Source organism: Gilliamella sp. Nev6-6, assembly GCF_001690605.1.
Lineage (GTDB): Bacteria > Pseudomonadota > Gammaproteobacteria > Enterobacterales > Orbaceae > Gilliamella > Gilliamella apicola_C.
The window spans coordinates 46,165-70,613 of sequence record NZ_LZHP01000045.1 but is presented as its reverse complement, the minus strand read 5'-3'; the positions used below and the strand labels follow the sequence as shown (position 1 = coordinate 70,613).

Here is a 24,449-nt window from a genome sequence, read left to right as displayed (position 1 = left end):
AAGAATTTGATTTTGAAAAAGCATTAAAATTATTACAAAATGGTCAACCGCTAACGGGTAAAGATGGTATTTTAACGCCATTAATCAAGCAGCTAACAGAAGCGGCGTTATCGGCGGAATTAGATTCTCATTTAGCCAACGACATTACCCCTAATCGGCGTAATGGTAAGAGTTCAAAGACAATAAAAAGCTCATCAGGCAGTTTCGAACTTGATGCACCAAGAGATAGAAACGGTTCATTTGAACCTCAACTCATCAAAAAAAATCAGACAACATTAAACGATGAAATTGAACAAAAAATTCTCAGTATGTATGCGCTGGGGATGAGTTATAAAGATATCAGCCAGCATATTGAAGAGATTTATGCTTTTCGTCTTTCTCCTGCAACTTTAACCGCCATTACAGATAAAATCATTCCTGAGCTCAGATTATGGCAACAACGACCGCTAGAATCGCTTTATCCGTTTGTTTGGATGGATGCAATTCATTATAAAGTAAAAGAAGATGGGGTTTATCACAGCAAGGCTGTTTATACTGTACTTGCACTTAATTTAGCCGGAAAAAAGGAAGTATTAGGCTTGTATTTATCTGAAAACGAAGGGGCTCATTTTTGGTTATCGGTGTTGACCGATTTACAAAACCGAGGATTAAATGACATTTTAATTGCTTGTGTCGATGGATTAGTTGGCTTTCCTGAAGCGATTAATACTATTTACCCACAAACAGAGGTTCAACTTTGTGTTATTCATCAAATCCGCCATTCAATTAAGTATGTTGCCTCTAAACATCACAAAGCATTTATGAGCGATTTGAAACTTGTTTACAAGGCGGTCTCTCGTGAAGCAGCAATTGATGCATTAGATGAACTTGAGAAAAAAATGGGGCGATAAGTATCCAATCGTCATCCAATCATGGCGTCGTAAATGGGATAATTTATCAGCTTATTTCCGCTATCCTGAGCCTATTCGTAAGGTGATTTATACCACCAATGCTATTGAGTCAATTCATCGACAATTTCGTAAATTAACAAAGACAAAAAGCGGATTTCCTAATGAAAATAGCCTACTTAAGCTGCTGTATTTAGGGTTGCAAAATGCGGAGAAAAAATGGACAATGCCAATCCAAAATTGGAATTTAGCATTGTCACAATTGATGATATTTTTTCCTAATCGTCTTGATAAGGTAATCTCTTTGTGAATTAAGCTGACACAGAATTATGAACAGTCTCAATTGTGTCAACCTTAAACGAATTTATTACTCCTGAATTAGCTGAAAAATATGCTATAGCAAGACCTAATTTTTTGTCTGATGTGCAGCGATCGCAAATTGTCAATGACCTTTTAATCAAACAAGGTGAAGCTTTTATATTAGCACCAAGAGAACAACCCCATCTTTATTGCACAACATTACTTTTTGATTCTATTATTAAATTCCAACCTGATTTTAATGTTGAATGGAAGTATACTCATTTTCCAACATTAAGTGGTTTTTATCTCTTTCCCCAAGCATTTGCAAATTATCCCAATATTACTTGGATCTATAAATATCCATAAAACGCATGGTGGTTTATGGCTCTCTGCGCCAGAGTTTGCGCATTTACCCGTTAAAAGGGGCAAGAAATACTATCGCCACACTCTACAATAAACTAGTTCGTTATTATCTTTTCCAATTTAGAATTGGCGTAACCCATTTTTCAATGGTTAAACAACTGATGTTAACACGTTGATAATGATGGTGATTTTTTTATGGCGTAGCCGCTATATTCCTTGATCACAATAAAGTATTCGTTTTGTTTTTTGTAGATTACTCTACATTAGTATCTCATATAACCGTAAACAAGCGATGACTAAACTATAAAAGGCTATAAAAACTTATTAGCAAATGATCTACAAAAGCAGACGACTTAAGTATATACTCTTTATTAATTTAATTAGCTTTATCATAGTGTAAGTTAGTTGCAATTAATGCCATTATCAGTATTAATCTTCATCAATATTTTTAAGGATCATTTAGCATGATTATAGGTAATATCAATCATTTAAGGTTAGTTCCTTATCTTCCAGAAAAAATAAAACAGTCAATTGAATATATTAAAGATAACGTAAATAGGAATACTCCTATAGGGCGTTATGATATTGATGGCGATAAAATGTTTTTTATGGTATCGGATAATTCTCCACGTCACATCAACGAGGCTAACCCAGAATATCATGAAAAATATATTGACGTTCAGATTGTTTTAGAAGGACAAGAAGGAATGGCAGTGTGCACGTTACCGCCTCACACAACAATTTTAGATGATAAATTAACAGAAAATGATATTGCTTTCATTGAAACACCGAAAGAAGAAACCATATTAGTTTTACAACCAAACGATTTTATTGTATTTTTTCCTCATGAAGTGCATAAACCACTTTGCGCAATTGATGGCAAAATGGTGACTGTTCGTAAAGTTGTGGTAAAAATTGCATTTGATTATTTAAATTTAGAATAAGGATCTTAGGTAAATATTATGGCAACAAAAATTGCGGTTATTGGCGAATGCATGATCGAACTTTCAATGAGACAAGATTCGACTACCCGAGGCTTTGGTGGTGATACACTTAATACATCTGTTTATTTGTCACGTTTATTAAAAGATAATGTTTTTTCAATTTATTATGTCACAGCGCTTGGCACTGATCCTTTTAGTCAAGAGATGTTAAATTGTTGGCAAAAAGAAAATATTCAAACGGAATTAGTACAAAAAATGCCTGACAAACTGCCTGGGCTTTATTCTATTGTTACTGATGAACAGGGCGAAAGATCATTTTATTATTGGCGCAATGATGCTGCCGCTAAATTTTGGTTGAAATCATCTGAGGCAGATAAAATCATTCAACAAATTACTCAGTGTGATTATGTCTATTTGAGTGGTATTAGTATTGCCATTTTAGATGCTGAAAGTATTGTTAAATTATTAGCACTTTTAAAACGTGTTAAATCTCATGGCGGTAAAGTCATCTTTGATAATAATTTCCGTCCACATTTATGGAGTAGCCTTGAATTAGCTCGTAGTGTTTATGCCGATATTTTATCCTATACAGATATTGCATTCTTAACGTTAGATGATGAAGATTTGTTATGGGGCAAGTTGCCTTATGAGCAAGTCATTGAACGTACAAAGCAGTTTGGCGTTACTGAAATTGTAATCAAACGTGGCAGTGATAGTTGTATTATTGATTCTGCTGAAGGTCGTTTCGAAGTTCCAGCTAATAAAATAGCAAAGGAAAATGTAATTGATACCACAGCAGCTGGTGATTCGTTTAGTGCTGGTTATCTTGCTGCCCGTTTAAACGGAAAGAATCCAACACAATCAGCATTGCAAGGTCATTTAGTTGCTGGTACAGTTATACAATATCGAGGGGCAATTATTCCCGTTGATGCCACACCTAAATTAATCAATTAAATTTGCAAAAAAGCGGTCATTAATGACCGTTTTTATTCATGTTATAACAAATAAGTGCAACAAGTATTTTGTTAAAATTTTCAGAAAAATTAGTGTTTGAGTATAAAAACACTTAATTAATGCATTTCTCTATATAGTAGTATATTTAATTAAATGCCACTGGTATAATATACAGTTGGTTTTCTATTCATTTAGTTTAAAAACACATATAAGAAGAGATCTATGTCAATCAAAGATATCGATATTCGTGGTGCGCGAACGCATAATTTAAAAAACATTAATGTAACCATTCCAAGAGATAAGCTAGTTGTAATTACTGGTCTTTCGGGATCGGGCAAATCTTCGTTAGCATTTGATACTCTATATGCGGAAGGTCAACGACGTTATGTTGAATCTTTATCGGCATATGCTCGTCAGTTTTTGTCACTAATGGAAAAACCTGATGTAGATCATATTGAAGGCTTATCCCCTGCTATTTCGATAGAACAAAAATCAACTTCGCATAATCCCCGTTCGACAGTTGGAACTATCACTGAAATTTATGATTATTTACGATTGCTTTTTGCCAGAATTGGGGAGCCTCGTTGTCCAAATCATCACTTACCATTAGCGGCTCAAACAGTATCACAGATGGTTGATAGTATTATGGCGTTGCCTGCTGAAAATCGTTATATGTTACTTGCACCCGTTGTCACAGAGCGCAAAGGTGAGTTTGTTAAATTATTTGAACAACTTGCTGCCAGTGGATATATTCGAGTAAGAGTAGATGGTGATGTCTATGATCTTTCAGATCCCCCTTTACTTGAATTACAAAAGAAACATACCATTGAGGTTGTGGTAGATCGTTTTCGTATTCGTGATGATTTAAAACCTCGTCTTGCTGAGTCAATTGAGACAGTGCTTTCAATCACTAATGGCATTGTTAAAGTAGCAAATTTGGATGATCCGCAAGCCCAAGAACATTTGTTCTCGGCTAATTTTGCTTGCCCTATTTGCGGTTATAGTATTTCGGAGCTAGAGCCACGATTATTTTCATTTAATAACCCAGCGGGTGCATGTCCTGAGTGTGATGGATTGGGTATACAACAATATTTTGATTCAAAACGGATTGTGCAGATGCCAGAAGTTTCCTTAGCGGCTGGTGCAATTAAAGGTTGGGATCGCCGCAACTTTTATTATTTTCAGATGCTAAAATCATTAGCTGAGCATTATAAATTTGATATTGATAAACCATATGAAAAGCTACCACAAAAAATAAAAGATATCTTATTGAATGGCTCAGGTAGCACTGAAATCCAATTTGTGTATACAAATGACCGTGGTGATGTGGTTAAGCGTAAACACCCGTTTGAAGGTATTCTTAATAATTTGGCGCGTCGCTATAAAGAAACAGAATCGCAAACTATCCGCGAAGAGCTAGCAAAATATATTAGTCATCGGCCTTGCCCTTGCTGTGATGGTTCAAGATTATGTACAGCAGCAAGAAATGTTTTTATAAATGATACTAATTTGCCGACGATTAGCGATTTAAGTACGCAACAAGCTAAAGACTTTTTTGATAAATTGTCATTGACTGGGCAACGAGCACAAATAGCCGAGAAAATATTAAAAGAGATCAACGATCGTTTACAATTCCTGATTAATGTTGGCCTCAACTATTTAACGCTTTCACGTTCAGCAGAAACTTTATCAGGTGGTGAAGCCCAACGTATTCGATTGGCTAGTCAAATTGGAGCTGGGCTTGTTGGGGTGATGTATGTACTTGATGAGCCTTCTATCGGTTTGCATCAACGCGATAATACCCGCTTGATTGACACATTAACGCATTTACGTGATTTAGGTAATACGGTTATTGTGGTTGAGCATGATGAAGAAGCTATTATGGCTGCTGATTATGTCATTGATATTGGACCTGGTGCTGGTGTACATGGCGGTGAAGTTGTAGCACAAGGTACGCCAAAACAAATTATGGCATGTAAAACCTCTTTAACAGGACAATATTTATCTGGAAAAGAACAAATTGAAATTCCAGCTGATCGCACTAAAGTTGATAAGAAAAAAATGTTATCGCTTATTGGTGCAACGGGAAATAATCTCAAAGATGTTACATTAAATATTCCTGTTGGATTATTTACCTGTATTACTGGGGTATCAGGATCGGGGAAATCAACTTTAATTAATGACACCTTATATCCATTAGCTCAAAATGAACTTAATGGTGCAGAAAAAAGCGATATAGCACCGTATAAAGCGATTAAAGGGCTTGATTATTTTGATAAGGTCATTGCTATTGATCAAAGCCCAATTGGTCGTACACCTCGTTCTAATCCTGCAACATATACTGGATTTTTTACATCGATCCGTGAACTTTATGCTGGTGTACCAGAATCGCGTGCTAGGGGATATACTCCAGGTCGATTTAGCTTTAATGTTAAAGGTGGACGTTGTGAGGCTTGTCAAGGTGATGGATTAATTAAAGTGGAAATGCACTTTTTACCCGATATTTATGTGCCTTGTGATCAGTGTCATGGTGCCCGTTATAATCGTGAAACCTTAGAAATCAAATATAAAGGTAAGTCGATTAACGAAATTTTAAATATGACCGTTGAAGAAGGACGTGAATTTTTTGATGCAGTTCCGATGGTATCACGCAAGCTACAAACATTGATTGATGTTGGATTGTCTTATATAACTATTGGGCAGTCAGCAACCACATTATCGGGTGGTGAAGCACAACGTGTAAAGCTTGCAAAAGAATTATCTAAACGAGATACAGGTCGAACTTTATATATACTAGACGAACCAACAACTGGTTTACATTTTGCTGATGTGAAGCAATTGCTAGCACAATTACATTCATTGCGAGATAAAGGAAATACCATTGTTGTTATCGAGCATAACTTGGATGTGGTTAAAACCGCTGATTGGATTGTTGATTTGGGTCCTGAAGGAGGTAATGGTGGCGGTGAAATTATCGCTGAAGGCACACCAGAAGAAGTGGCAAAATCTAAACAGTCCTATACGGGAAAATATTTAAAACCATTGTTAGAAAAACAAAAAGTCAAATAGCCAAGTGCTATTACTTCTACTCAAAACATATAAGATGGGCGAAATATAACGCCCATTCTTTGCATTATTCAAATGAAGAGTTCAACAATGACAAATATTCATTCCACCGATATTCTCTAATCGGCATAGGATTAGCATTTTTAAAATATAAAACTAACGCAGGTTTAATACCATTCCAATCATCAACAAATTCATACCTAACAAGATCGCCATTCTTGATTAACTTCTTCGCTTTCGCATGATAATTAAAGTAGCTCATAGTTAATATTGATAATATTATGATCGCCAAATTGAAAAATAAATGAAACCCAATAAAATAGAAAAATGATTAATTTAAATGGAGGCGCGTCCCGGAGTCGAACCGAGGTAGACGGATTTGCAATCCGAAAACATATTTTTATAAATCAATCACTTATAAAAATAACTTAGAATATACAGTACTTTTTATCGAGTTTTTCATCGTTAAATATCAATAAGTTATTCAATTATATTCTCACATATTCTAACACTTTTTGCGACCATTTTCTCAAAAGTTCACATCAAAAAATATTTATCTATAATAAATAAAATTCATCAATTTTTTACAGAATGATAACAATAAACTACACACTACCAATTTACATACGCATGACGCCAGATGATTACGAAATAGAACTATCTGGCGAATGCTACATTATCAACAGCTATGACGATCACAATTATGTGCTCTATCAAACAGTAAAAACGCTATATGATATTGCTGATTTTGTGATGCTAGATGATGCTGTTGAGTATTGTAAGTTGAAAATTGATAGTGGTAGGTGGTAGTTATCCAGGTTTATCTGGAAATTTAGCATTAATATCTGACGCATCAACACGAGTTAATAATATGCGGTATTTTTTCCACGCCTTTAACTGCGCCTCTTCATCAGACTCTTGCATACCTAAATCAATAATATCCTGCAAAATTGCTATTTTTTCGTTGGCTTCATTATGTAGTGCGGTTTTGTATGATTTATTTTGCTCTATAATTTGCTCATCAGATAATTGAATATGTTTAGGTTCATCCAGCATCAGCTTGCCCTTTATAATTCTCAACAGCTTCCCTTCCCTATTTGCTTTAATAGCCATTTCTGCGTATTCTGCGTTTGTATATGTCATAATCAATACCCTCTCACTGTCCATCTCACCAAAACTCGCCCTGCAATTGACGGTGTGAACGATGTTAACCAAAAACCAGTTGAGCCAGCGTCCGCGTACGCAAATTCTGTCTGTGCCCACGGACCACTACTTATTTTATCAATACTGACTCCATAATTTTGAGTATTCATTGGTTTCAATAAATTAATGAAATTACTACAAACAGCATTTATATTCGCTGTGTCGATAAATTGCGCATCAGATTGTTCAATAAATCCATTTGAATATACGTTATACCAGCCATTACCATTTGCATACGATTCAACGATATATATTCTGCCGCTTAACTGATTGATTTGTTCATGAATATCAGATACATCAGTAATAACAGCGTGCCCGTTGACTGTCAATGATGCAACGTCTATGCTGACACACGACTCGTAAATGAGAGAATTGTTAACGACAGATTTAACAGCGGGAATAGCACCGACATCATCAGCCGTCGGTTTATTGTTTGGTGAGTAAACACGCCGCCCTTGTTCAGTTATCTGTTTTACATCTAGTGAACAATCTATCGACTGCTGCTGCTCGCCTGTTTTTTTGATAAAATTTGAGATATCAATAGATGATGCGTGCTGCCTAGCGTCCTCTGCTGATTTAGCTGCGTTTTGCTCAGACTGTTTCGCGTTGTTTTCTGATTGCTGTGCTAATACTGCGCTATTACTAGATTGCTCTGCTGAATTAGCTGATGCTGTAGCTGACAATCGAGCGCTCTCGACAAATGAATTAGCGGCATTTTCGCTGCTTGATGCTGCTGCGCTCGCGTTAGCTGCTGTCGTTGCTGATTCTCTAGCTGATTGTGCAAAACCCTGACTTTGCTCAACAAGTTTTACCAATTCATTTGATATTGATAGTTGAGATCGTATAGTGACAACCTGTCCATTCGGAGCTGTTAACGTCACATCTCCATCACCTGTTAATATCGTTTGCCATGCATCAAGTTGAATTTGATAATAATTCAACATTTCAGATACTCGCAATGCCAGTGCCTCGATGGAAACTTTCGGTGATGTTGGTATTTCGTACGTAATGCCTGTTTTGCTCGTTCCAGAATACACTTTTGCTAGTGTTAGCTGCGTGTCGGACTGAATAGATGCAATTTCATATATTTCTATTATATTTTGTGTTTGTAATATCAGCATTTGTCCCGAGCAAACTCCTATTAATGGATTTGTCCATTTTGTATTAATGCCAGTTACTATTTTGCTGTTATTGATTACGTTTACTGTGCCGGTTTTGTACCAAGACATAATTTTCCTCAAATTTTAAATATAAAAAAACGCTACATGAGCGGTTTTATTGAATAAATTGAATTATAATTTTAACAACCCCTTTAATTGCTTTTCTTTTTCGGCGTTTGCGCATTTGATATCAATTAAAGTATGAGTTTTCTCAGTCGGGAAACTATCTAATTTTTGTCGTATGGAACCAGTCAATTTAAGTCTTAAATCATAGTGATTGTCATTGATTTTTCTAACCTTACTAATTTCAAAACTTTTTACTGCTCCCCTTAACGTTTTTTCTTTATAAATTGCATTGCAATTTAAATTTTCAGAATACGAATTGCTAGAAAATAACAATATGAATAGTAATATTATTTTTTTCATCATTGCTCCATTTTTAAAATTTAAAATAATTTTCAGCGTCTAAAATCATTAACGGAAAGTTTGAAGTAAATTTTCCGTTAAATGGGTGAGTCCATTCATAATTTTCGTGATTTATATAAGATGGTGCTAGGCTAAATCCATTTGAAGCAAAGCCAACTTGCTTAGTGACACCACTGTATTTATCAAAACTCGCATAACCGCCAATTGATGTTGGAATGAACATGGGGCGTCTAATGTTTGGTATATTGACGAACTCTCTAAGGTTAATCGATCCAAAGCTGAATAATTGTGGGTTAATTAAAATTCCAGATGTTGAATCATAGACTATTTCACCAGAGGCGTTGTAAATTCTCATTCCATATTTTGATTGAGTATTTACAATTTCTTGCTTTGCAAAAACAACCACTTTTATAGAAATATCACGACTTAGCTTGACACCGTCAGTGTTGTGCGCAAATAATACGTGCTCATCAATATCCCGATTATATCCAATTCCAATTGATAAATCCTGATTTTCACTATAAACAAAGACTGCGCAATTGTTGAAGTTCAGGTACGGATTAATATTGCTTGGTCGCCATCCGTCTTTAGCTGATATTGTAATATCTCCCTTAAATACTACAGGTGCGCACAATGACGTCTGATTAATGGAGAAAAAATTATTTTGACCCGTGAATGAAATACCGAATCCTGATGCAGGATTGTGTATCGGATAACCAATTATTATACACAGTTGATTATACCCACTACCGCTGTCACCTCCATACCCCCACGCGTTAGCTCCATTTTCCAAAATAACCTGCCGATTATGATCCAAATAACTTCTCGAATCAAAAGCGCCGCACACCCAAATATTAGTGCCATCTTCATCTACCTCAAAATCAATATTATACCCAGATCCATTTGTTAAATGCATGTAATACTGATAACCATCGGGCACAAAAATACCGGTTTGACGTTGTCCAACCCAGCATATGCCTAGAATACAGCACATAGTGCAAGACGAATCCAGTAAAACGTCAGGACCATCTTGATAAAAAATTTTTAAACCAAAATTTGGCATATTACCTCCTCAGGTTACCAAGCAATACCCTCAGTATATTTTTTTCATCAAAAACAGCTAGACCATTGCCATTTAACTCAATTCGCCCGCCACCAAGAAAAGAGCTATTTATTTCAAAATTACCATTCTTAAACAACTTCCACCCGGCTTTCCCTGGGACATAATTTTCAGATTGAATCGTGTCTGAAATTGTAGCGAAATTTAATGACGCCCTACCGATGATTGCGCCATTCATGATCACATTACCATCTTTTATGATAAACGCCGGCACAGGGTCACCATTCGCTTGGTTCATAACCATAAATTTATCAGCAAGAAAGATGACGTTGCTTTGCATTCCCTTATCAGTGTTTTCCACTCCCATCGTCATTCCTGCAACATACTGTTGCCCTTTACCGTCAACTTGAACTTTCATTGTTCTGTGAGCTGAAATTTTGCCATTGAGATTATTTACAGTTTGGCTTACATCTGAAATTGACGTGGATACGTCCCCCACTTTTGTATTGATGGATTGAATGGCTTGTGCTGTAGCTGAGTTTTGCTCTGCGGTAGTTTTTTTTAACTCTGATAAGTTACTGTTAACATCACCATATTTAGAGTTTAATTCGCGTAATGCAATTGCAGTCGCCTCTTTTTCAGTTAACAATGCATGGTTGGTTTCTTTGATTTCAGCCGATAAGCTACCATTTTCAACTCTGCGACGGCGTGTTTCGGTATCATTAGCTAACGCATTTTCAATAATCGCTTTTGCGTTTTCTATTGAACTAATCGCAGCATTATCAACTGAATCAATAAGAGAGTTCCAAGCATCGGTTTCTTTGATTTCATCAAAAATATGGTCAGTTAAATCATTTGTATTTGTACTAGAAATCCCTCTAACCCATGCTGTCCAGTCGCTAACGTTTCCGATCTTATCAATCAATCGAGCGCGATAGAAAAACACTTGGCCAATTGATAATCCTGTTTGTGAATAACTGCAACTTGGATACGTAACATTGCTTAACAGTAGTGCCTTTTCTTCACTTTCATTAGTAGAGTATTGGATTTCAGTATGACTTGTGTCACCGCTACCGTCAGGAAATGACCACTTTAAATCAATACCAAAAACAACATCATCACTAGCCGTAAACCCAATTGGCTTATCAGGTTTGCCAACTTTACCTTTAATTGAAGTCGCTTGTGAGTATGCCCAAGGTGAAGATACGTCAATTGCATTAACAGCTCTTACACGAACCTCATAAACACCTGAATAAACTCCCTCTACTGTAAAATTTGTACCGTTTGTACGACCAACATTAATCCAAGCTGAATTATCTTTTCGCCATTGCGCAACGTAGTTTGTTGCTCCTTCCACCGTATCCCATGTTGCATTTAAAGAGGCAATTGACAATCCTTGAGAGATGTAGCTACTTTCGGAAATAACAATATTTTTGGGGGTAGAAATTGAACTTGGTGGAGTAACGGTAATAGGTTTTGACTCAATCCGAATACCCTCATCAATATATTTGAATTTATCAGGATCGTGCTGAATAGCCGTTATTATAAACTGACCTTTTTCAGTTGCCGATATTGATGTCACTCTAAAATATTGAATTGCAATGTTATCACTATCTATACACCAAACCGCACCAGCCACAGGTTCAATTTTATAGTTAGCTGAAACCGTAATCGTTTTTTTATCGGTACTGATTGATTTAATGGTTCTGCTTTGAGCTGTACCATCTGGTAAGTTAATTACTAGTCGATCGCCTGCGCCATAATCAACAGCCCTATCTAGCGTTATTTTTCGCCCAGAAACCGCATGAATTCGCCCACCGTTTTCTTTACCTGAACGGGACGGATCGGCTACGCCAATAATTCGCGCAGGCATAGGGATATACCCATCCAAGCCAACAGTAAAGGTGATTACTGCATCTTTCGCATTGGAAAGTAATGCCCAACGCCCCCTCCTTTGGGCTTCCGCTTGTGATGTACAGCCGATAGCTGTTAATTTCATTACATTAACATCGTATCGACGCATTAAATCATGGTCCCAAACCGCTTCTACATCATCACAATAATGGTTATTGGGGTCAGAATAAGCAACTAAGCACGAAGTATATCTATTTTTATATGAACCACCTGAATATGCAAAATCACCGATAACGTTAGATGGATGATAGATGAAATCAGGCTCGTCTTGTGGCATGTCAGCCGTTAAACAAATCTGGTCATTACCCCAAAAAATTATCCCACGAAATGACGCCACCAAGTCTTTAAGTACTGTGTAAGCATCTTCTTGGCTTTGTATATACTCATTACAAGCAAAACGTGGCTCTTTGCCGCCCTTTCCATCAGAAACCATTTGGTCACAATATTGCCCTAGTTGATAGATAGACCATTTATCTAGCATGGTAGAATCAATTCGTAATCCCATTCCTGCTATCTCATCACGCATTAAATAATAAGCAAGCCACGCAGGATTATTCGTGTAAGCCATTTTAAAGCCACCACGCCAAACTCCCGAATATGTTCGACTAACAGGATCGTAATTATCTGGCACTTGAACAATCATTCCTTTTGGTTTGCAAGTAACTTTAGGTACTGTCCCATTAAACTGACTGGCATCAAGCTCAATGTAAAGTAAAGCGGTATTTGGATAACGCAACTTGCTATCAATAACCTCTGCATATGAGGATACCGAAAATGCGTTACTTAACTTGCTATTGTTCTTAGAATCGGGCGTTAATCTTCTAACTCTAATTGCCCACCCATCTACGGCATCAGGAAGATTAATGCGGTGATCCCTTTGATACTCAGAAGTTGTTTTACCATTGAATTCGGCATTAACAATAGTTTGAAAAGCACTGCCGTCCGTTGATAAATCAATTGAATACTTTACCACCGTACCCACCGCATCGCCGTTATCCTTATATTGAACCAACCTCGGTACGCTTAATTTAATCCTGATAGCATCTAAATCCAAATTAGAAAATGAACGCACCCACGGTTTATCTTCTTTTACTATATAATTTGCCCGTAACTCATTACTAATTTCCGGTATTCCTTGAATATAATCTTGAGTTTGTGTGCCATTCCTAAATTCCCACGTGACACCATTAAAGTTTCTTGAGCCATCAGGGTTGGCTAATGGTGTATTATCTATATAAATATCTTGCTCGGAGAGATCACCTTGGATCTCCCCCTCGCTCAGTGCTAGCAACACTTTAAGTTTGGCCGTTGACAACAAGTTGTCTGGTTGCTCATAAGGTTTATGCTGCTTTTTACTGCCGCCCTTTTGACCTTCTATAAAATTCATAATTTACCTACTGTTGATCTTCTGAATAAATACCAGCGTTAATCACCGCGCCACCAATTTCTCGCTCACCCAGTAAAGCAGGGACTGGGTATCCCACAGCATTGGTGTTGACTGGCGCGCCAAATCCATAATTTGGTTTGTTTTCTGTGCTGGATGAGCCGCCAGCGTTAAATTTAGGCTGCGGTGTAAGCAAATTAACCACACCACCAAGCATCATACTAATACCGACACCCGTTAAAATTGATGTTGCGGAAATTGTTGACGCAGTCAGCGCTGTCCCCCATTCAGCTAGCGTTGCGCCAGCCGTAAAAAATGCAGCAACTAGCGCAACAGCCCCAATAATAACTTGCAAAAGACCACCACTTTTTGCTCCTTGGGATACAGGCATTATCATGTAATTTTTGCCGCAAGCATTAATATCAAACTCATCAATACCAATGTTTTTACCATCAACAAAAAAAGCAAATCGGACACCGATCAAATGCGCTGAACTCATGTATTTTTCAAAACCTTTTATCGTTGCACATAATGCTCGCAATAATTCCTTAATATTCTGCACATCGTATTGATGATTTTTGCCAAATTGTTTCGCCATTGCGCCTTTAAACGTTACATTACTCAGCATTAAATAACTCCTTGTGTCGTACTATTCGAACGGTTCTATCTCTAAAATATTTACCGTATGGCGTTCTTGATGATAATTGGCCATAAAGATGATGAAGAATAAGATTGTCACCGAAATAAATAGCGGCATGGTTTGTAACCTGTGCACCAATTCGCATCATGATTATGTCGCCAATTTGCATGTCTTTCAGCTCAACCTCTACAAAACCTTCTTCCCGCCAGTTGTCATCGTAAATATTTTCATCTCCACTCTCCCACCATTCGTGAGCAACAGAATAGTTTTTTAGGCTGATGTTATACTCTCGTTTATAGTAATCCATTATAAGCGCCCAACAGTCAGCATATCCCAACAACCATTGACGCCCTGTATAATCCCGATTTACACGCGGTGATATTGTGCAAAAATCACCATCAGGAACAGACATAATTCCCCATTCGGCTCCCGAATAGTCGCATTGAATACGGTCAAATTCTGAAGGAACAAGTGATACCACGTCAGGATGAGAATGAATAATCATGATGATTTCACCCTGTTTTTCCGCCTCTAATTGCTCATCAGGGGATATGACAAAATGCTCCTTGGGATTATCTGATATGTTTTTGCACGGTATATATTTTTGCATTTTCCCTGTGTCTACAATTAGTCCGCACGCCTCGTTAGGGTATTCACTGTCAACATGTTTTTTTATTGCATCTAATAATTTTTGTCTCATATTATTTACCCTGTAAGTTTGCTGCAGGAAAACCACCAAAAGGGAGTGGGTTATTGCCATGTCGAGCCTTGCAATCCTTTAATAAGCCACCGCACTGATCTTTAGCAGGATCATCCGTTGCTATACCGTCCTTAGTGAAATATTTATTACCGGCATAATCACACCCTGTACCCGTTCTATACCACCCACGCATACACCAAGTACAAACCGTTGTTATTTGCCGTGTAGGTAATTTAAGATTTTGTATGTCAAAAGGTGAACACAGCTCAAACTCAACAGTCGCTTTTGTTTCTTCTCGCTTGTTATTGATAAAAAATAATTGAACTCGTTCTTGGGTTGGGTCAGCGGTAGGATTTCCATTAAGCCAATTATCCGCATCAAGATACTTAGCCATTGTTGTATGAATTTTGACTTTTGCTTGCACCAAATCATCATAATCAAGACAAAGTCGAGTTACTCGACCGTCTATATTGCCGACGGATAGTCTTGGTGTTGGTTGCGATCCTGTGCTGCTCAATTCAATGTCTTTTAACTCATAGGGATATGGTAAATATTCTTTACCTTGCCATTTTATTGACGGCAAATTCTCGGCGGCAAACGACGCCCACCCGTTAGGCGAAATATTATGGGCATGAAATCTCAGTACTTCGTCAAGCCCAAACTTAGCTCCATCCACCTCTATTAGCTGTATAAGCTGATTCCCCTCAAGAGATTGCAAATCTTGGGTTATCGTCATATTTCCTCCAGACATAAAAAAGCTCGCAAATGCGAGCTTTAGGTTTGATTTTAATAATAGTCGATGTTTTTATTTAGAAATTTTTAATCTGATAGTTGGCAATACTCTATTCCAATCATCAATAATATTTTTTGGCTGAATGTGTACCGTTTCTCGCTCAATAATCAGTCTTGCATTGTTGATTTCACGCTCATAATGAAATGACATTGAGTGGAAATTTTCGGCATATTTTGATGCTATAGAATCCAATGCTGGACTAATTAGTCTGATAAAGTGGTGCATTCTATGAGTGATACAATACAATCTTGCTAAGATGTATAAGTCTTCATCAGATAATCCACTCCGAACGCTTACACCACCCAGCCACTTAATAGCTTCGTCGAACTTGCTAGCTGGTAAATCTTGGTAGCGTGGGATTTTAAATTGCTGATGTAGTTTTGTGTAGATTGCTTGATGTCGTTCACCCGTTCGATAAACTCGCTCGTTGACAGCCTGTTGGATTTGCTGTTGTTGTTCAGGTGAAATAGTGTTAGGAAAATCTCGGGCTACTTTCGGCATAAAGTGGTTATAAAGTACATCGAAACATTCAAGCTGATATTGTTCAAGTGTTGCTCTTATTTCTGGTTTTACTCGACTAGTTTCAATGCCGAATAACCAACCGTTGATCATTGAAATTGGGAGGCAAGCGTACTTTTGTAAACCACCTTTTGTGGGGGTCGCTATCATGGCGACACCTTGACTTAATACGTGATGTCTATTAATTCTATTTAGTTGTGCGTGCCAATCCAAACCAATATTTTCACAAACTGGTTTCATTGCAATATAAGGTTTGCTTTGGTGATTAAGAACGATTAATTGTTGATTGTGAAACTGAATTGTTTCTAATTTTGTGTTTGACATGCTATATCCTTTGTTTATTTTTTTGAGATTATTACCCATTTAAATGGGTGTCGAGAGGCTCAAAAGCCTAACAAAGAAAGGCTGGAGTTATTCCCCTAAGGTATTTTATTCCTCGCCCTCTCGACATTGAATTTTAGACGTAAAAAATCCGCATGCTATCGGGGCGGTGTCCGCTTTGTTTAGGTTTTGAGACCTGAACAAGAATATACAATTAAATTGCTTTGGTAGTCAATAACAAATTGACTAAATTTAAATAAGCCTTTTCGGGCTTTATGGTTATTTGATTCTGGTACAGTGCATTAAGGTTTTAATTTTCTCATTGTCCTCTTGTTTATCTTGCGTTCTAGTGGACTCAGAAGTAAGTTTAAACTCATTATCTGATATATATTCAAGTTTGGAAAAGCCGACTATTCTTCTGTCACCCAAAGAATCTTCGTAACTTTCGTTTAATTTTTTGAAATCCTGCTTTATTTTTTCATCACTATCAGGCAGCTTTACAAAAAGACTATCATTTTCTTTTAAATACGTAACTAATGATTTTCCGTGGTCAATTGTTGTTGAATAGTTTTGAAATACCCCATTCTTCCATTTTGCTCTTTGTTCGGTTGCACTACACTCCCAATCCCCAATAAGCATTTCCTCAGTTACTTTTTTTTCTTCACAACCAATTAATGTTAATCCAAGTAAGCTTATTAACAATAAATTTTTCATATCACGTCCTATTCTTAGTTACTTTAAAAACTGTTATTTCAAACCAGCGTTCTAATTCATCGAGCCATTCTAGGTCTGTTAATTCTTTATCAATTATTAAGTCTGTCACTTTTTCAATTATATTTTCTAATAAATAATTAATACCTATTTTATAGCAGTTTTTTCTAAAAGATTTTTCCATATTACTTATAGATAAATAATTATTTCTACATTTTAGAATGTAGTTATAAGTAATATCATGAATTGGATTACCTTTTTCGGTATAGGCTAGTACCTGTTGATTGCTGGGAGGAAGTCGTTCAATTAATATTTTCCCGCCGTCATATGAATCAAATTCCATGTATTTACTGTTTGCGTAATCATCTGCGTTAGAGACGATATTTTCTATAAAATGGTAGTAATATTTTCCAAGCATAACATAAATTTGTATTTCACAATACAGCGACTCATCAAAGCGCCCTAGTTTTTCAAATATAGATGACATTTTTGTTAATATCGGAACGCTAGTAAAAATGCTATCGAATTTTAGAAACTCACTGTTATATGTATTTGCTTTTTCTTCAGTAACCCTAAAATATCCCTTTTTCGATTTATTTAGAAGCCTTGAACACTCATTTAATGCTTCTTCTAAATTTCCATTTAATTCTAAATAATATGGTAGTCTCACAATAACCCTAGGATCAATACTTTGACCTTTAGGAGCGTTTTCTAAAGTTGCTCGTAATAATTGATACGCATCAATATATTGTTTGTCCTTTTTTAACTTTGTCGCTTCCTTTAATAACTCATTGAAAGATAAGCCGTTGGATTGATATGAATGATATAGTTCATTTCTTTTCAAAAAACTATCTATTATTTTTTCTGCTGCGCCTTTGTCTTCAATCTTTTTTAAGATAACCTCGTTTTTAAGTAAAACAACACCTGCTTTTTCTAATATTAAAAACAATCCTGTTATGAGATTTGCACCAAGCCCCAAACTATAACCAATCTTATTAAGATTGGTTTCAGAATGAGTATAAATAAAATCTATAATTAGCTTTAATTTATAATTTTTATTTAGGTGCTCCATAAAAAATCCAAATATCCACAATATGAATATTGATATTATGTGATCATTACGTTAAGTGCAATAAAAAACCGCCTACTCGGCGGTAATCCATTTATTTCTAAACCGCTTATGCAGCGGTAATCGTATCCTGCGTCTGCGGACCCGCGGTAATTTCTTTCTAAACCGCTTATGCAGCGGTAATCTAGATTATATCAAACATAGCCTTTTGTTTTAACTAAATTTTAACCATCTCCCCGAAAATAACCCTTTTTTCTAGTGCTTCAATTAATCTATATTTTTCAATAAATTAGAAAGAAAGTTAAAAAAGGGTTGTTGAGTTTCCCCTCAAAAAACGCCAGAAAAAATTTAATAAAATTAATGGCTTTTCTGAATGATTTTTAATCAAGGTGAATAAGCTTGAATAAATTTGAATGATAATGAAACAACCTTGCCGCCAACAAATTCGGATTCGATAGATTTATTCACAACTCGATATAATTTTTCTTCGCCGTACGGGTTTTTCCACAAAAACGACTTTATAATATGCGTGTTTAAAAAATCACGAACTTCTTTTATTTCGTTGACGCATCCAGTATAAGTTAAGTCCCACGATTCACTGGCATTATTAATACCATTACTGGATAACTGGACATATCCGTCGCCAAACCCAGCTTCGTTAATGCTTGATGAATCTGTATTTTTTGGATTGCCCATTGTTTTCCATTTAAATATATCTAGTTCCATATTACCTCATTGTTTTCATTATGTTATATAGCTCCCCTCCGGGAGAAACGGATTTTTTAAACATTTCATTCATCTCCTTTTGAATGACTGCGCCAATCTGTTTTTGAGCTGATTGAGCATCAATACCACTTTTAACGCCTGACGTATCATTGTTGGTAGACGGCATATTCACTGTTACGTTAGCTGTAACGTTTACGGCGTTAGATGAACCGCTTGATTTACGAGTAAAAGCAATTGGTGAGGCATGACCAAGATTAACTGCACCACCACTTGCGTATCCTCTTTGAGCGTCGTTCATCAGCGCATAAAGATTGCCGACACCAAGTCGTTTAGTTGCCTCTTTTGTAAAAACAAATTCGCCCTTGTGTACAATTCCTGCTGGTTCATACTTGTTGCCTCGTCCTGTGAAACCACACGATTTAATACTGTATCCAACATCCCCACCAGTTGCATACCCACGAATTAAGCCGCCACTATAAGCCTGCTGTAGCCCTCCTGTTGCGGCACCAGCACCAGCGCTAGCCATTCCAAACCACCCCATGGCTGATTGTATTGCTTGAGCAACTAGCAACTTGTTGATGATTTCGATAATGTTGGTGAGAATTGACTTAGTAAGACTTTTAAAGCTCATTTTCCCAGTCGTAACAAATTCAGTTAATGAATGACTAACCGAACCAAGTGTTTGTTGCCCTACATCGCGAAAAGCATCAAACATATTTTTTGAAGCCTCTGAAAATTCGTTAAGTCCAACTTTCAGCCCTGCAAACCAATCAGTTTGATTGATGTCTTCCTGTTGCCAGCTTTGTTGTAGTGCTTGTTTTGCCTCTATGTATTTTTGTGTTATTTGCTCTATTTGATATTGATCTGTAATTTTTGATAATTCATCTTTTTGATTTTTATCTAATTGCATCAGCTCAGTTTGTCTGCCAGTTTGTTTTGACGTCATGCCAAACGTCGCTTGCTTGATTTGTGTGCTTGCAATTAAGTTTGTAGTGTACTCTTGCATTTTTTGAAGCGCTTTAGTCGCTGTTTCGTATTGTGAAATTTCTTCACTAATAGCTGCATTTTTAGCGAACTGAGCAAGCAAAGCATCTTTATGCGCAAGCACATACTTTTCATGCGCTGACATTCTTGCTTTATTGCCAGTACTTTCTAGTGTTTGAATCTGAGCTTGCAAATCAAAGTACTTCTTACGCTCGGATGTGATAGTGTTAACTGTTGAACTTTGCTCACGCAAGGCTTGAAGTTGATTTTTCAAGCTGATTTCTTGCTGTTGTGATGTGCGTAATAAATTGGTTGCTGAGCTTGTTTTTTCGGCATTTCTCGCTCTAATTGCTGCTGCCGCGTCTGCTATATCTTTTTCTGTCACTGAGCCCGGATTTATTTCATTAGATCTTTTTGCGTCTGCTTGCATTTTCTCGATTTCAGCTTTTATGCGCTGTTCTCGATTCATAGACATTAGACGATATTGATAAAACGGACTTTTCTTGGGGTCTACAGCATTACCTACGTTAGTTAATGATTTTAAAAATTTAACTTTAAACGCTGCATCACTTGCTTTATTTGCTATTTCAAGAAGCCCGTCAATCAAAGATTTAAACTTGTCGGGACTGTTGTCTGATGTAACATATAGCCTACTCAACTCCTTTATTAAATTGCTTATTTTTTCTTCTACTTTAATTGAGTCTGTTTCTGATTGTATGCTGGATAACTCAACAAGCAAATCTTGAGCTTGTTCTTTTGTTATACCAAAATATTCAGCATAATTTTCAATTTTCCCCTGAATGCCACTGACGAATTCATATGTTGCCCGGTCGTTAGCTTTTAGCATTGTATTTAAATCTTGCCCACTTTCAGTAATTTGCTGAATTCGTTTTAAGACATCTTTTAAACCAGATTGGCTGTCGGTTCCTTGAAGAGTACGATATTCTCTTTTAAATTCTTCTATATCAATAAAACTGTGTTGCAACTCACTCTTTATATTTGAAATAGTTGTCTTTAAATCTTTTTCACTAGATTTCAATGCCGCTTCAACTAATGAGCGATCCTTTTTAAGTAATCGCACCATATCATCAGACAAAAAAGTAAGCCCTGTACTCTTGTCCGTATTCAATACTTTGTTTAGGCGGTCTTGCGCTGCTGCTAATTTATCAGTTGCAGATTCAGTTTCAAAAAGCTTTGGTATCATGCTACCGAGTAGCCCAACCATTGCTGAGATACCAATATTTACAGGGTTTAACGAGGTTAACAGGGTACTAAAAGTATTGCCTATGCCATTTTTCATGATCATAGACATACTAGAAGTTTGTAGACCTGTGAAATTTCCTCGCATCATCTGTGTCGTCATTGTAGCTAACTGGTGCTTAGTAGCTAAAGACGCTGTGCCTAATTTTTGGGTTTCTTTCGTTGCTTGCGTTAGTTTTCGAATATAAACATCAGCAGATGAGCTAACTCCAAGTTGTGCAGCTTGATATCGCAATAACTGCTCTTTAGATAGATTTTGAGCTGCTACTTGTGCTTTTAATTTGTTTAAAAAATCAGTTTTTACTTTTGTTGCGATATTTTCAGCGGTCGTCACTTCTCTTTGCTTTGTTGCAACATCTCGTAGTAATTGCGTGTAGTTACCAAGGTCAAGCTCGTTGTTTCTGAATGCTTTGCTGACACTACTACTTATTTTTTCCAATTCTTTTGATGCAGTATTAACATCTTTCAAACTATCAAGCTGATTTCTAAAACCGACATATAATCTATCGCTAGACGCCGCAAGCTGCTTTCTAGTTGCAATAAGCTTTCTTTCTTGTTCAGCTTTAATTCGTGATGCTTTTGCGCCTTTTACAGCATTTTGATAAACTCGTTCAAAATCCCTCAGTTCTTCATCGGTTACTTTTAAGCCGCGTTTTTTGGCCTCTGTCAAGTCGTCAGTAGCCGATGCCGCTTCTTCTGCTTTTTTGCTAAAAACATCTAGCTTTTTATTGGCTTCATCAACGCTTTGTACATCAATTTTAAGTTGTAGTGAAGTAATTTCTTCCGCCATAATTTCTCCAGATAATAAAAAACCACCCGAAGGTGGTTATATTTAAATATTATTTGATTAGTGATATCGAATGACTGGTAATACTCTATTCCAGTTTGCAGTAAGATGATTTGTAATAATATGCATTGTTTCCCTTTTGATAATCAATCGCGCTGATTCAATGTCTCTTTTAAATTCAACACCCATAGAATAAAAAGCACCTCTATAAGATGAATCAATTATTCTTAACGCTGGTTCGATTAACTGTATTTTTTCTCTCATATAATTAGCAACAAATAATAATCTAGCTAATTTATACCAATCCTCATCAGATAAACCGCTTCGAGAATGTACACCGCCCAGCCACTTAATAGCTTCGTCGAACTTGCTAGCTGGTAAATCTTGGTATCGAGGGATTTTAAATTGTTCATATAACTTAGTATAAATCGCTTGATAATGCTCACCTGTTCGGTAAGAACGCTCGTTTACTGCTTGCTTGATTTGCTGTTGTTGCTCGGCGTTAATTGTTAACGAATATGATCCAGTTTTGCGGATTGTCGGCAAAACTTCCTCAAATACCCAGTTTTGGAAATCTACGGCTTCTTTTTTATTACTTCTGAAAATTACACGATATAGGTTTGGCTCATTTATAAAAGTTATCTCTCTATTTTGCCCTCCTGACCTGATATACATTTTATGTATACCAGCCTCGGACATATTGAAACGACTAGCATTGGCGTTTTTAACATTTAAAATATTAGTAACATCGGTAAGACAAAATAAAGGTTCATTATTTAATAATTGGATACGAACTTGAGATTGATGAAAGTTAAAAATTGTTAAGTTTGACATACTATATCCTCTTGTTATTTTCGAATTAAACTCCCAACTTATTTTATTTTTGTTTGTTGGGCGCCAAGAGGTTCGAAAACCGCAAGAAGTCGGCTGGAGTTATTCCCATTGCTGGTATTTTATTCCTCACCCTCTCGGCATAGATTTTGAGCATAAAAAAATCACACTAACGGGGCGATATGTCCGCTTCTTGATAAGGTTTCGACACCTCAATTCAAAATATACAATTAATTTTATCTGTTAGTCAACAAATATGTAATTTTTTATTGTTGAACTCGCTCGCAAACTAATTTGGTTTTTGTTTTAATATTTTCACTATTATTGGTGTAAATGTCTTCCATTACATCTACAGTTTCATATTTGTCATGAGAAATGTACGTTATAGATTTTTGTTGTTTTATATTATGATTATCGAGAAACTTAATAATTTCCGATTGATCATAATAGGAAGCTAGGTTAAATGGGTAAGAAGTCGGATTCCCAAAATTAAAATACAGAGTTCCATCTTTCATAAAATATTTTATTAAATCTTTACCTCTTTCAATCTTGCCGTAATCCTGAAAAGCCCCATCTTTCCATTTAGCAATTTGTTGCGCAAAATCACATCTCCAATCCCCAATAAGCATTTCCTCGGTTACTTTTTTTTCTTCACAGCCAAATAAAGCTAGGCTAACTAGACTAATTAGTAAAATTCTTTTCATACCATTCTCCTTAAAGTTTTTGTTAATGGTATGTTATTTAATAATTTAGGGCAATAAAAAACCACCCGCAGGTGGTTTGACTGATGGGTGACTTTTCAAATGTTACCCTTTAAACTAACAATTATTTTGATTTGTGCATTAATTTCAGGGCTTCGCTTTCCATTATTTGAATATCATTAAAAATAGTCTCGTTTTCAGCTATATTGTTAACTTTCATAACCCATGGCAAACAATTGTAATCAAGCCCTGTAACGCCACCCATGCTTGTACGCCACTGGGTGGACATTGCTTTAAATAGCTTAAAAACATCTAAATTGTCTTGCCATATTTCTACATACTCATCAGCGTAATCATCTTCGGTTAGACCGAATGCCGCCAGTTCATCTTTTGACGGCTCGGGGGTATATAGAGCAATGGCAAGTTCAATTAGTTTTTTTCGCGTTGACCTAACATTTCTTTATAGTATGTATCGGTTATCGCACGCCAAGCAGCAGGATAGTTATTTAATAAGATTTGCATATTTTCTTGATTAAATTCTTCATCCAAACTCCAACCTTGAACTATTTTCATGACAAGATCGACGATTTGTTTATCTTTAACTTCATCTTCAAGTTTAGCGAGCTTATCTGCTGAGTAATGTTTAAAAGTGAGTTCGATTTGCCCGTCCTCTTGACCTGCACGAGGAATTAAGACATTACACTTAAACGTTGGTTCTGCGACTAATTTAAATTTTGCCATTTAGT

General features: G+C 36.4%; 23 protein-coding genes and 1 pseudogene. 6 read left to right on the top strand and 18 right to left on the bottom strand.

What is annotated here, in order from left to right; genetic code table 11:
- The 5 genes and pseudogenes from A9G42_RS05770 to uvrA all read left to right on the top strand — a co-directional run.
- Positions 1-1,197, top strand: a pseudogene (locus A9G42_RS05770) (IS256 family transposase); the annotation flags it as partial.
- Positions 1,198-1,232: 35 nt separating this feature from the next.
- Positions 1,233-1,553 (top strand): hypothetical protein, encoded by a 321-nt coding sequence (locus tag A9G42_RS05765; protein ID WP_065652905.1) that lies wholly within the window; start codon positions 1,233-1,235, stop codon positions 1,551-1,553.
- Between the two features lie 461 nt (positions 1,554-2,014).
- A complete protein-coding gene (locus tag A9G42_RS05760) occupies positions 2,015-2,494 on the top strand; it encodes a YhcH/YjgK/YiaL family protein (RefSeq protein WP_065580791.1) in 480 nt (159 codons plus the stop codon).
- A 15-nt stretch (positions 2,495-2,509) separates the two neighbouring features.
- Positions 2,510-3,448, top strand: a complete 939-nt coding sequence (locus A9G42_RS05755; RefSeq protein WP_141674768.1) for a sugar kinase — start codon at positions 2,510-2,512, stop codon at positions 3,446-3,448.
- 228 nt (positions 3,449-3,676) lie between these two features.
- Positions 3,677-6,517, top strand: a complete 2,841-nt coding sequence (gene uvrA, locus A9G42_RS05750) for an excinuclease ABC subunit UvrA (protein WP_143426110.1) — start codon at positions 3,677-3,679, stop codon at positions 6,515-6,517.
- A 64-nt stretch (positions 6,518-6,581) separates the two neighbouring features.
- On the opposite strand, the gene A9G42_RS05745 is transcribed toward uvrA, so the two are convergent.
- Complete coding sequence (locus A9G42_RS05745; RefSeq protein ID WP_065652903.1) at positions 6,582-6,776, bottom strand: thermostable hemolysin delta-VPH; 195 nt, start codon at positions 6,774-6,776, stop codon at positions 6,582-6,584.
- A 329-nt stretch (positions 6,777-7,105) separates the two neighbouring features.
- Here A9G42_RS05745 and A9G42_RS05740 point away from each other — a divergent pair, with 329 nt between their 5' ends.
- Positions 7,106-7,324 carry a hypothetical protein gene (locus A9G42_RS05740; protein WP_179854617.1) on the top strand — a complete coding sequence of 73 codons (219 nt, stop codon included), beginning with the start codon at positions 7,106-7,108 and terminating at the stop codon, positions 7,322-7,324.
- On the opposite strand, the gene A9G42_RS05735 is transcribed toward A9G42_RS05740, so the two are convergent.
- The 17 genes from A9G42_RS05735 to A9G42_RS05655 all read right to left on the bottom strand — a co-directional run bounded on the left by A9G42_RS05735 (position 7,325) and on the right by A9G42_RS05655 (position 24,444).
- Entirely contained in the window at positions 7,325-7,657 is a 333-nt protein-coding gene (locus A9G42_RS05735; protein ID WP_218837773.1) for a tail fiber assembly protein, read from the bottom strand.
- 2 nt (positions 7,658-7,659) lie between these two features.
- The gene (locus A9G42_RS05730) at positions 7,660-8,946 is read right to left on the bottom strand and encodes a hypothetical protein (protein WP_065652901.1); all 1,287 of its coding nucleotides are present in this window, start codon (positions 8,944-8,946) and stop codon (positions 7,660-7,662) included.
- A 63-nt stretch (positions 8,947-9,009) separates the two neighbouring features.
- The gene (locus A9G42_RS05725; protein WP_065652900.1) at positions 9,010-9,303 is read right to left on the bottom strand and encodes a hypothetical protein; all 294 of its coding nucleotides are present in this window, start codon (positions 9,301-9,303) and stop codon (positions 9,010-9,012) included.
- Positions 9,304-9,316: 13 nt separating this feature from the next.
- Positions 9,317-10,366, bottom strand: coding sequence for a hypothetical protein (locus A9G42_RS05720; protein ID WP_065652899.1), 1,050 nt, complete (start codon positions 10,364-10,366; stop codon positions 9,317-9,319).
- A 1-nt stretch (position 10,367) separates the two neighbouring features.
- Complete coding sequence (locus A9G42_RS05715) at positions 10,368-13,664, bottom strand: host specificity protein J (RefSeq protein WP_065652898.1); 3,297 nt, start codon at positions 13,662-13,664, stop codon at positions 10,368-10,370.
- Between the two features lie 7 nt (positions 13,665-13,671).
- Positions 13,672-14,289, bottom strand: coding sequence for a tail assembly protein (locus tag A9G42_RS05710; protein WP_065652897.1), 618 nt, complete (start codon positions 14,287-14,289; stop codon positions 13,672-13,674).
- Positions 14,279-15,001 carry a C40 family peptidase gene (locus A9G42_RS05705; protein WP_065652896.1) on the bottom strand — a complete coding sequence of 241 codons (723 nt, stop codon included), beginning with the start codon at positions 14,999-15,001 and terminating at the stop codon, positions 14,279-14,281. The genes A9G42_RS05710 and A9G42_RS05705 overlap by 11 nt, the downstream gene beginning before the upstream one ends.
- 1 nt (position 15,002) lies before the next feature.
- The gene (locus A9G42_RS05700; protein WP_065652895.1) at positions 15,003-15,737 is read right to left on the bottom strand and encodes a phage minor tail protein L; all 735 of its coding nucleotides are present in this window, start codon (positions 15,735-15,737) and stop codon (positions 15,003-15,005) included.
- Positions 15,738-15,806: 69 nt separating this feature from the next.
- Positions 15,807-16,637: a phage antirepressor N-terminal domain-containing protein gene (locus A9G42_RS13885; protein ID WP_065652894.1), complete on the bottom strand. Its 831-nt coding sequence runs from the start codon at positions 16,635-16,637 to the stop codon at positions 15,807-15,809.
- 276 nt (positions 16,638-16,913) lie between these two features.
- The gene (locus tag A9G42_RS05690) at positions 16,914-17,348 is read right to left on the bottom strand and encodes a hypothetical protein (RefSeq protein ID WP_065652893.1); all 435 of its coding nucleotides are present in this window, start codon (positions 17,346-17,348) and stop codon (positions 16,914-16,916) included.
- A gap of 1 nt (position 17,349) precedes the next feature.
- The gene (locus tag A9G42_RS05685) at positions 17,350-18,417 is read right to left on the bottom strand and encodes a hypothetical protein (RefSeq protein WP_065652892.1); all 1,068 of its coding nucleotides are present in this window, start codon (positions 18,415-18,417) and stop codon (positions 17,350-17,352) included.
- 381 nt (positions 18,418-18,798) lie between these two features.
- A complete protein-coding gene (locus tag A9G42_RS05680; protein WP_065652891.1) occupies positions 18,799-19,140 on the bottom strand; it encodes a phage tail protein in 342 nt (113 codons plus the stop codon).
- 1 nt (position 19,141) lies between these two features.
- A complete protein-coding gene (locus tag A9G42_RS05675) occupies positions 19,142-22,174 on the bottom strand; it encodes a phage tail tape measure protein (RefSeq protein ID WP_065652890.1) in 3,033 nt (1,010 codons plus the stop codon).
- Between the two features lie 57 nt (positions 22,175-22,231).
- Positions 22,232-23,005, bottom strand: coding sequence for a BRO family protein (locus A9G42_RS13880; protein WP_065652889.1), 774 nt, complete (start codon positions 23,003-23,005; stop codon positions 22,232-22,234).
- A gap of 263 nt (positions 23,006-23,268) precedes the next feature.
- Positions 23,269-23,706 (bottom strand): hypothetical protein, encoded by a 438-nt coding sequence (locus tag A9G42_RS05665; RefSeq protein ID WP_065652888.1) that lies wholly within the window; start codon positions 23,704-23,706, stop codon positions 23,269-23,271.
- Between the two features lie 121 nt (positions 23,707-23,827).
- Positions 23,828-24,085, bottom strand: coding sequence for a DUF1799 domain-containing protein (locus A9G42_RS05660; protein ID WP_080702287.1), 258 nt, complete (start codon positions 24,083-24,085; stop codon positions 23,828-23,830).
- Positions 24,086-24,132: 47 nt separating this feature from the next.
- Positions 24,133-24,444, bottom strand: coding sequence for a phage tail assembly chaperone (locus A9G42_RS05655; RefSeq protein WP_034910063.1), 312 nt, complete (start codon positions 24,442-24,444; stop codon positions 24,133-24,135).
- Positions 24,445-24,449: the final 5 nt, after the last annotated feature.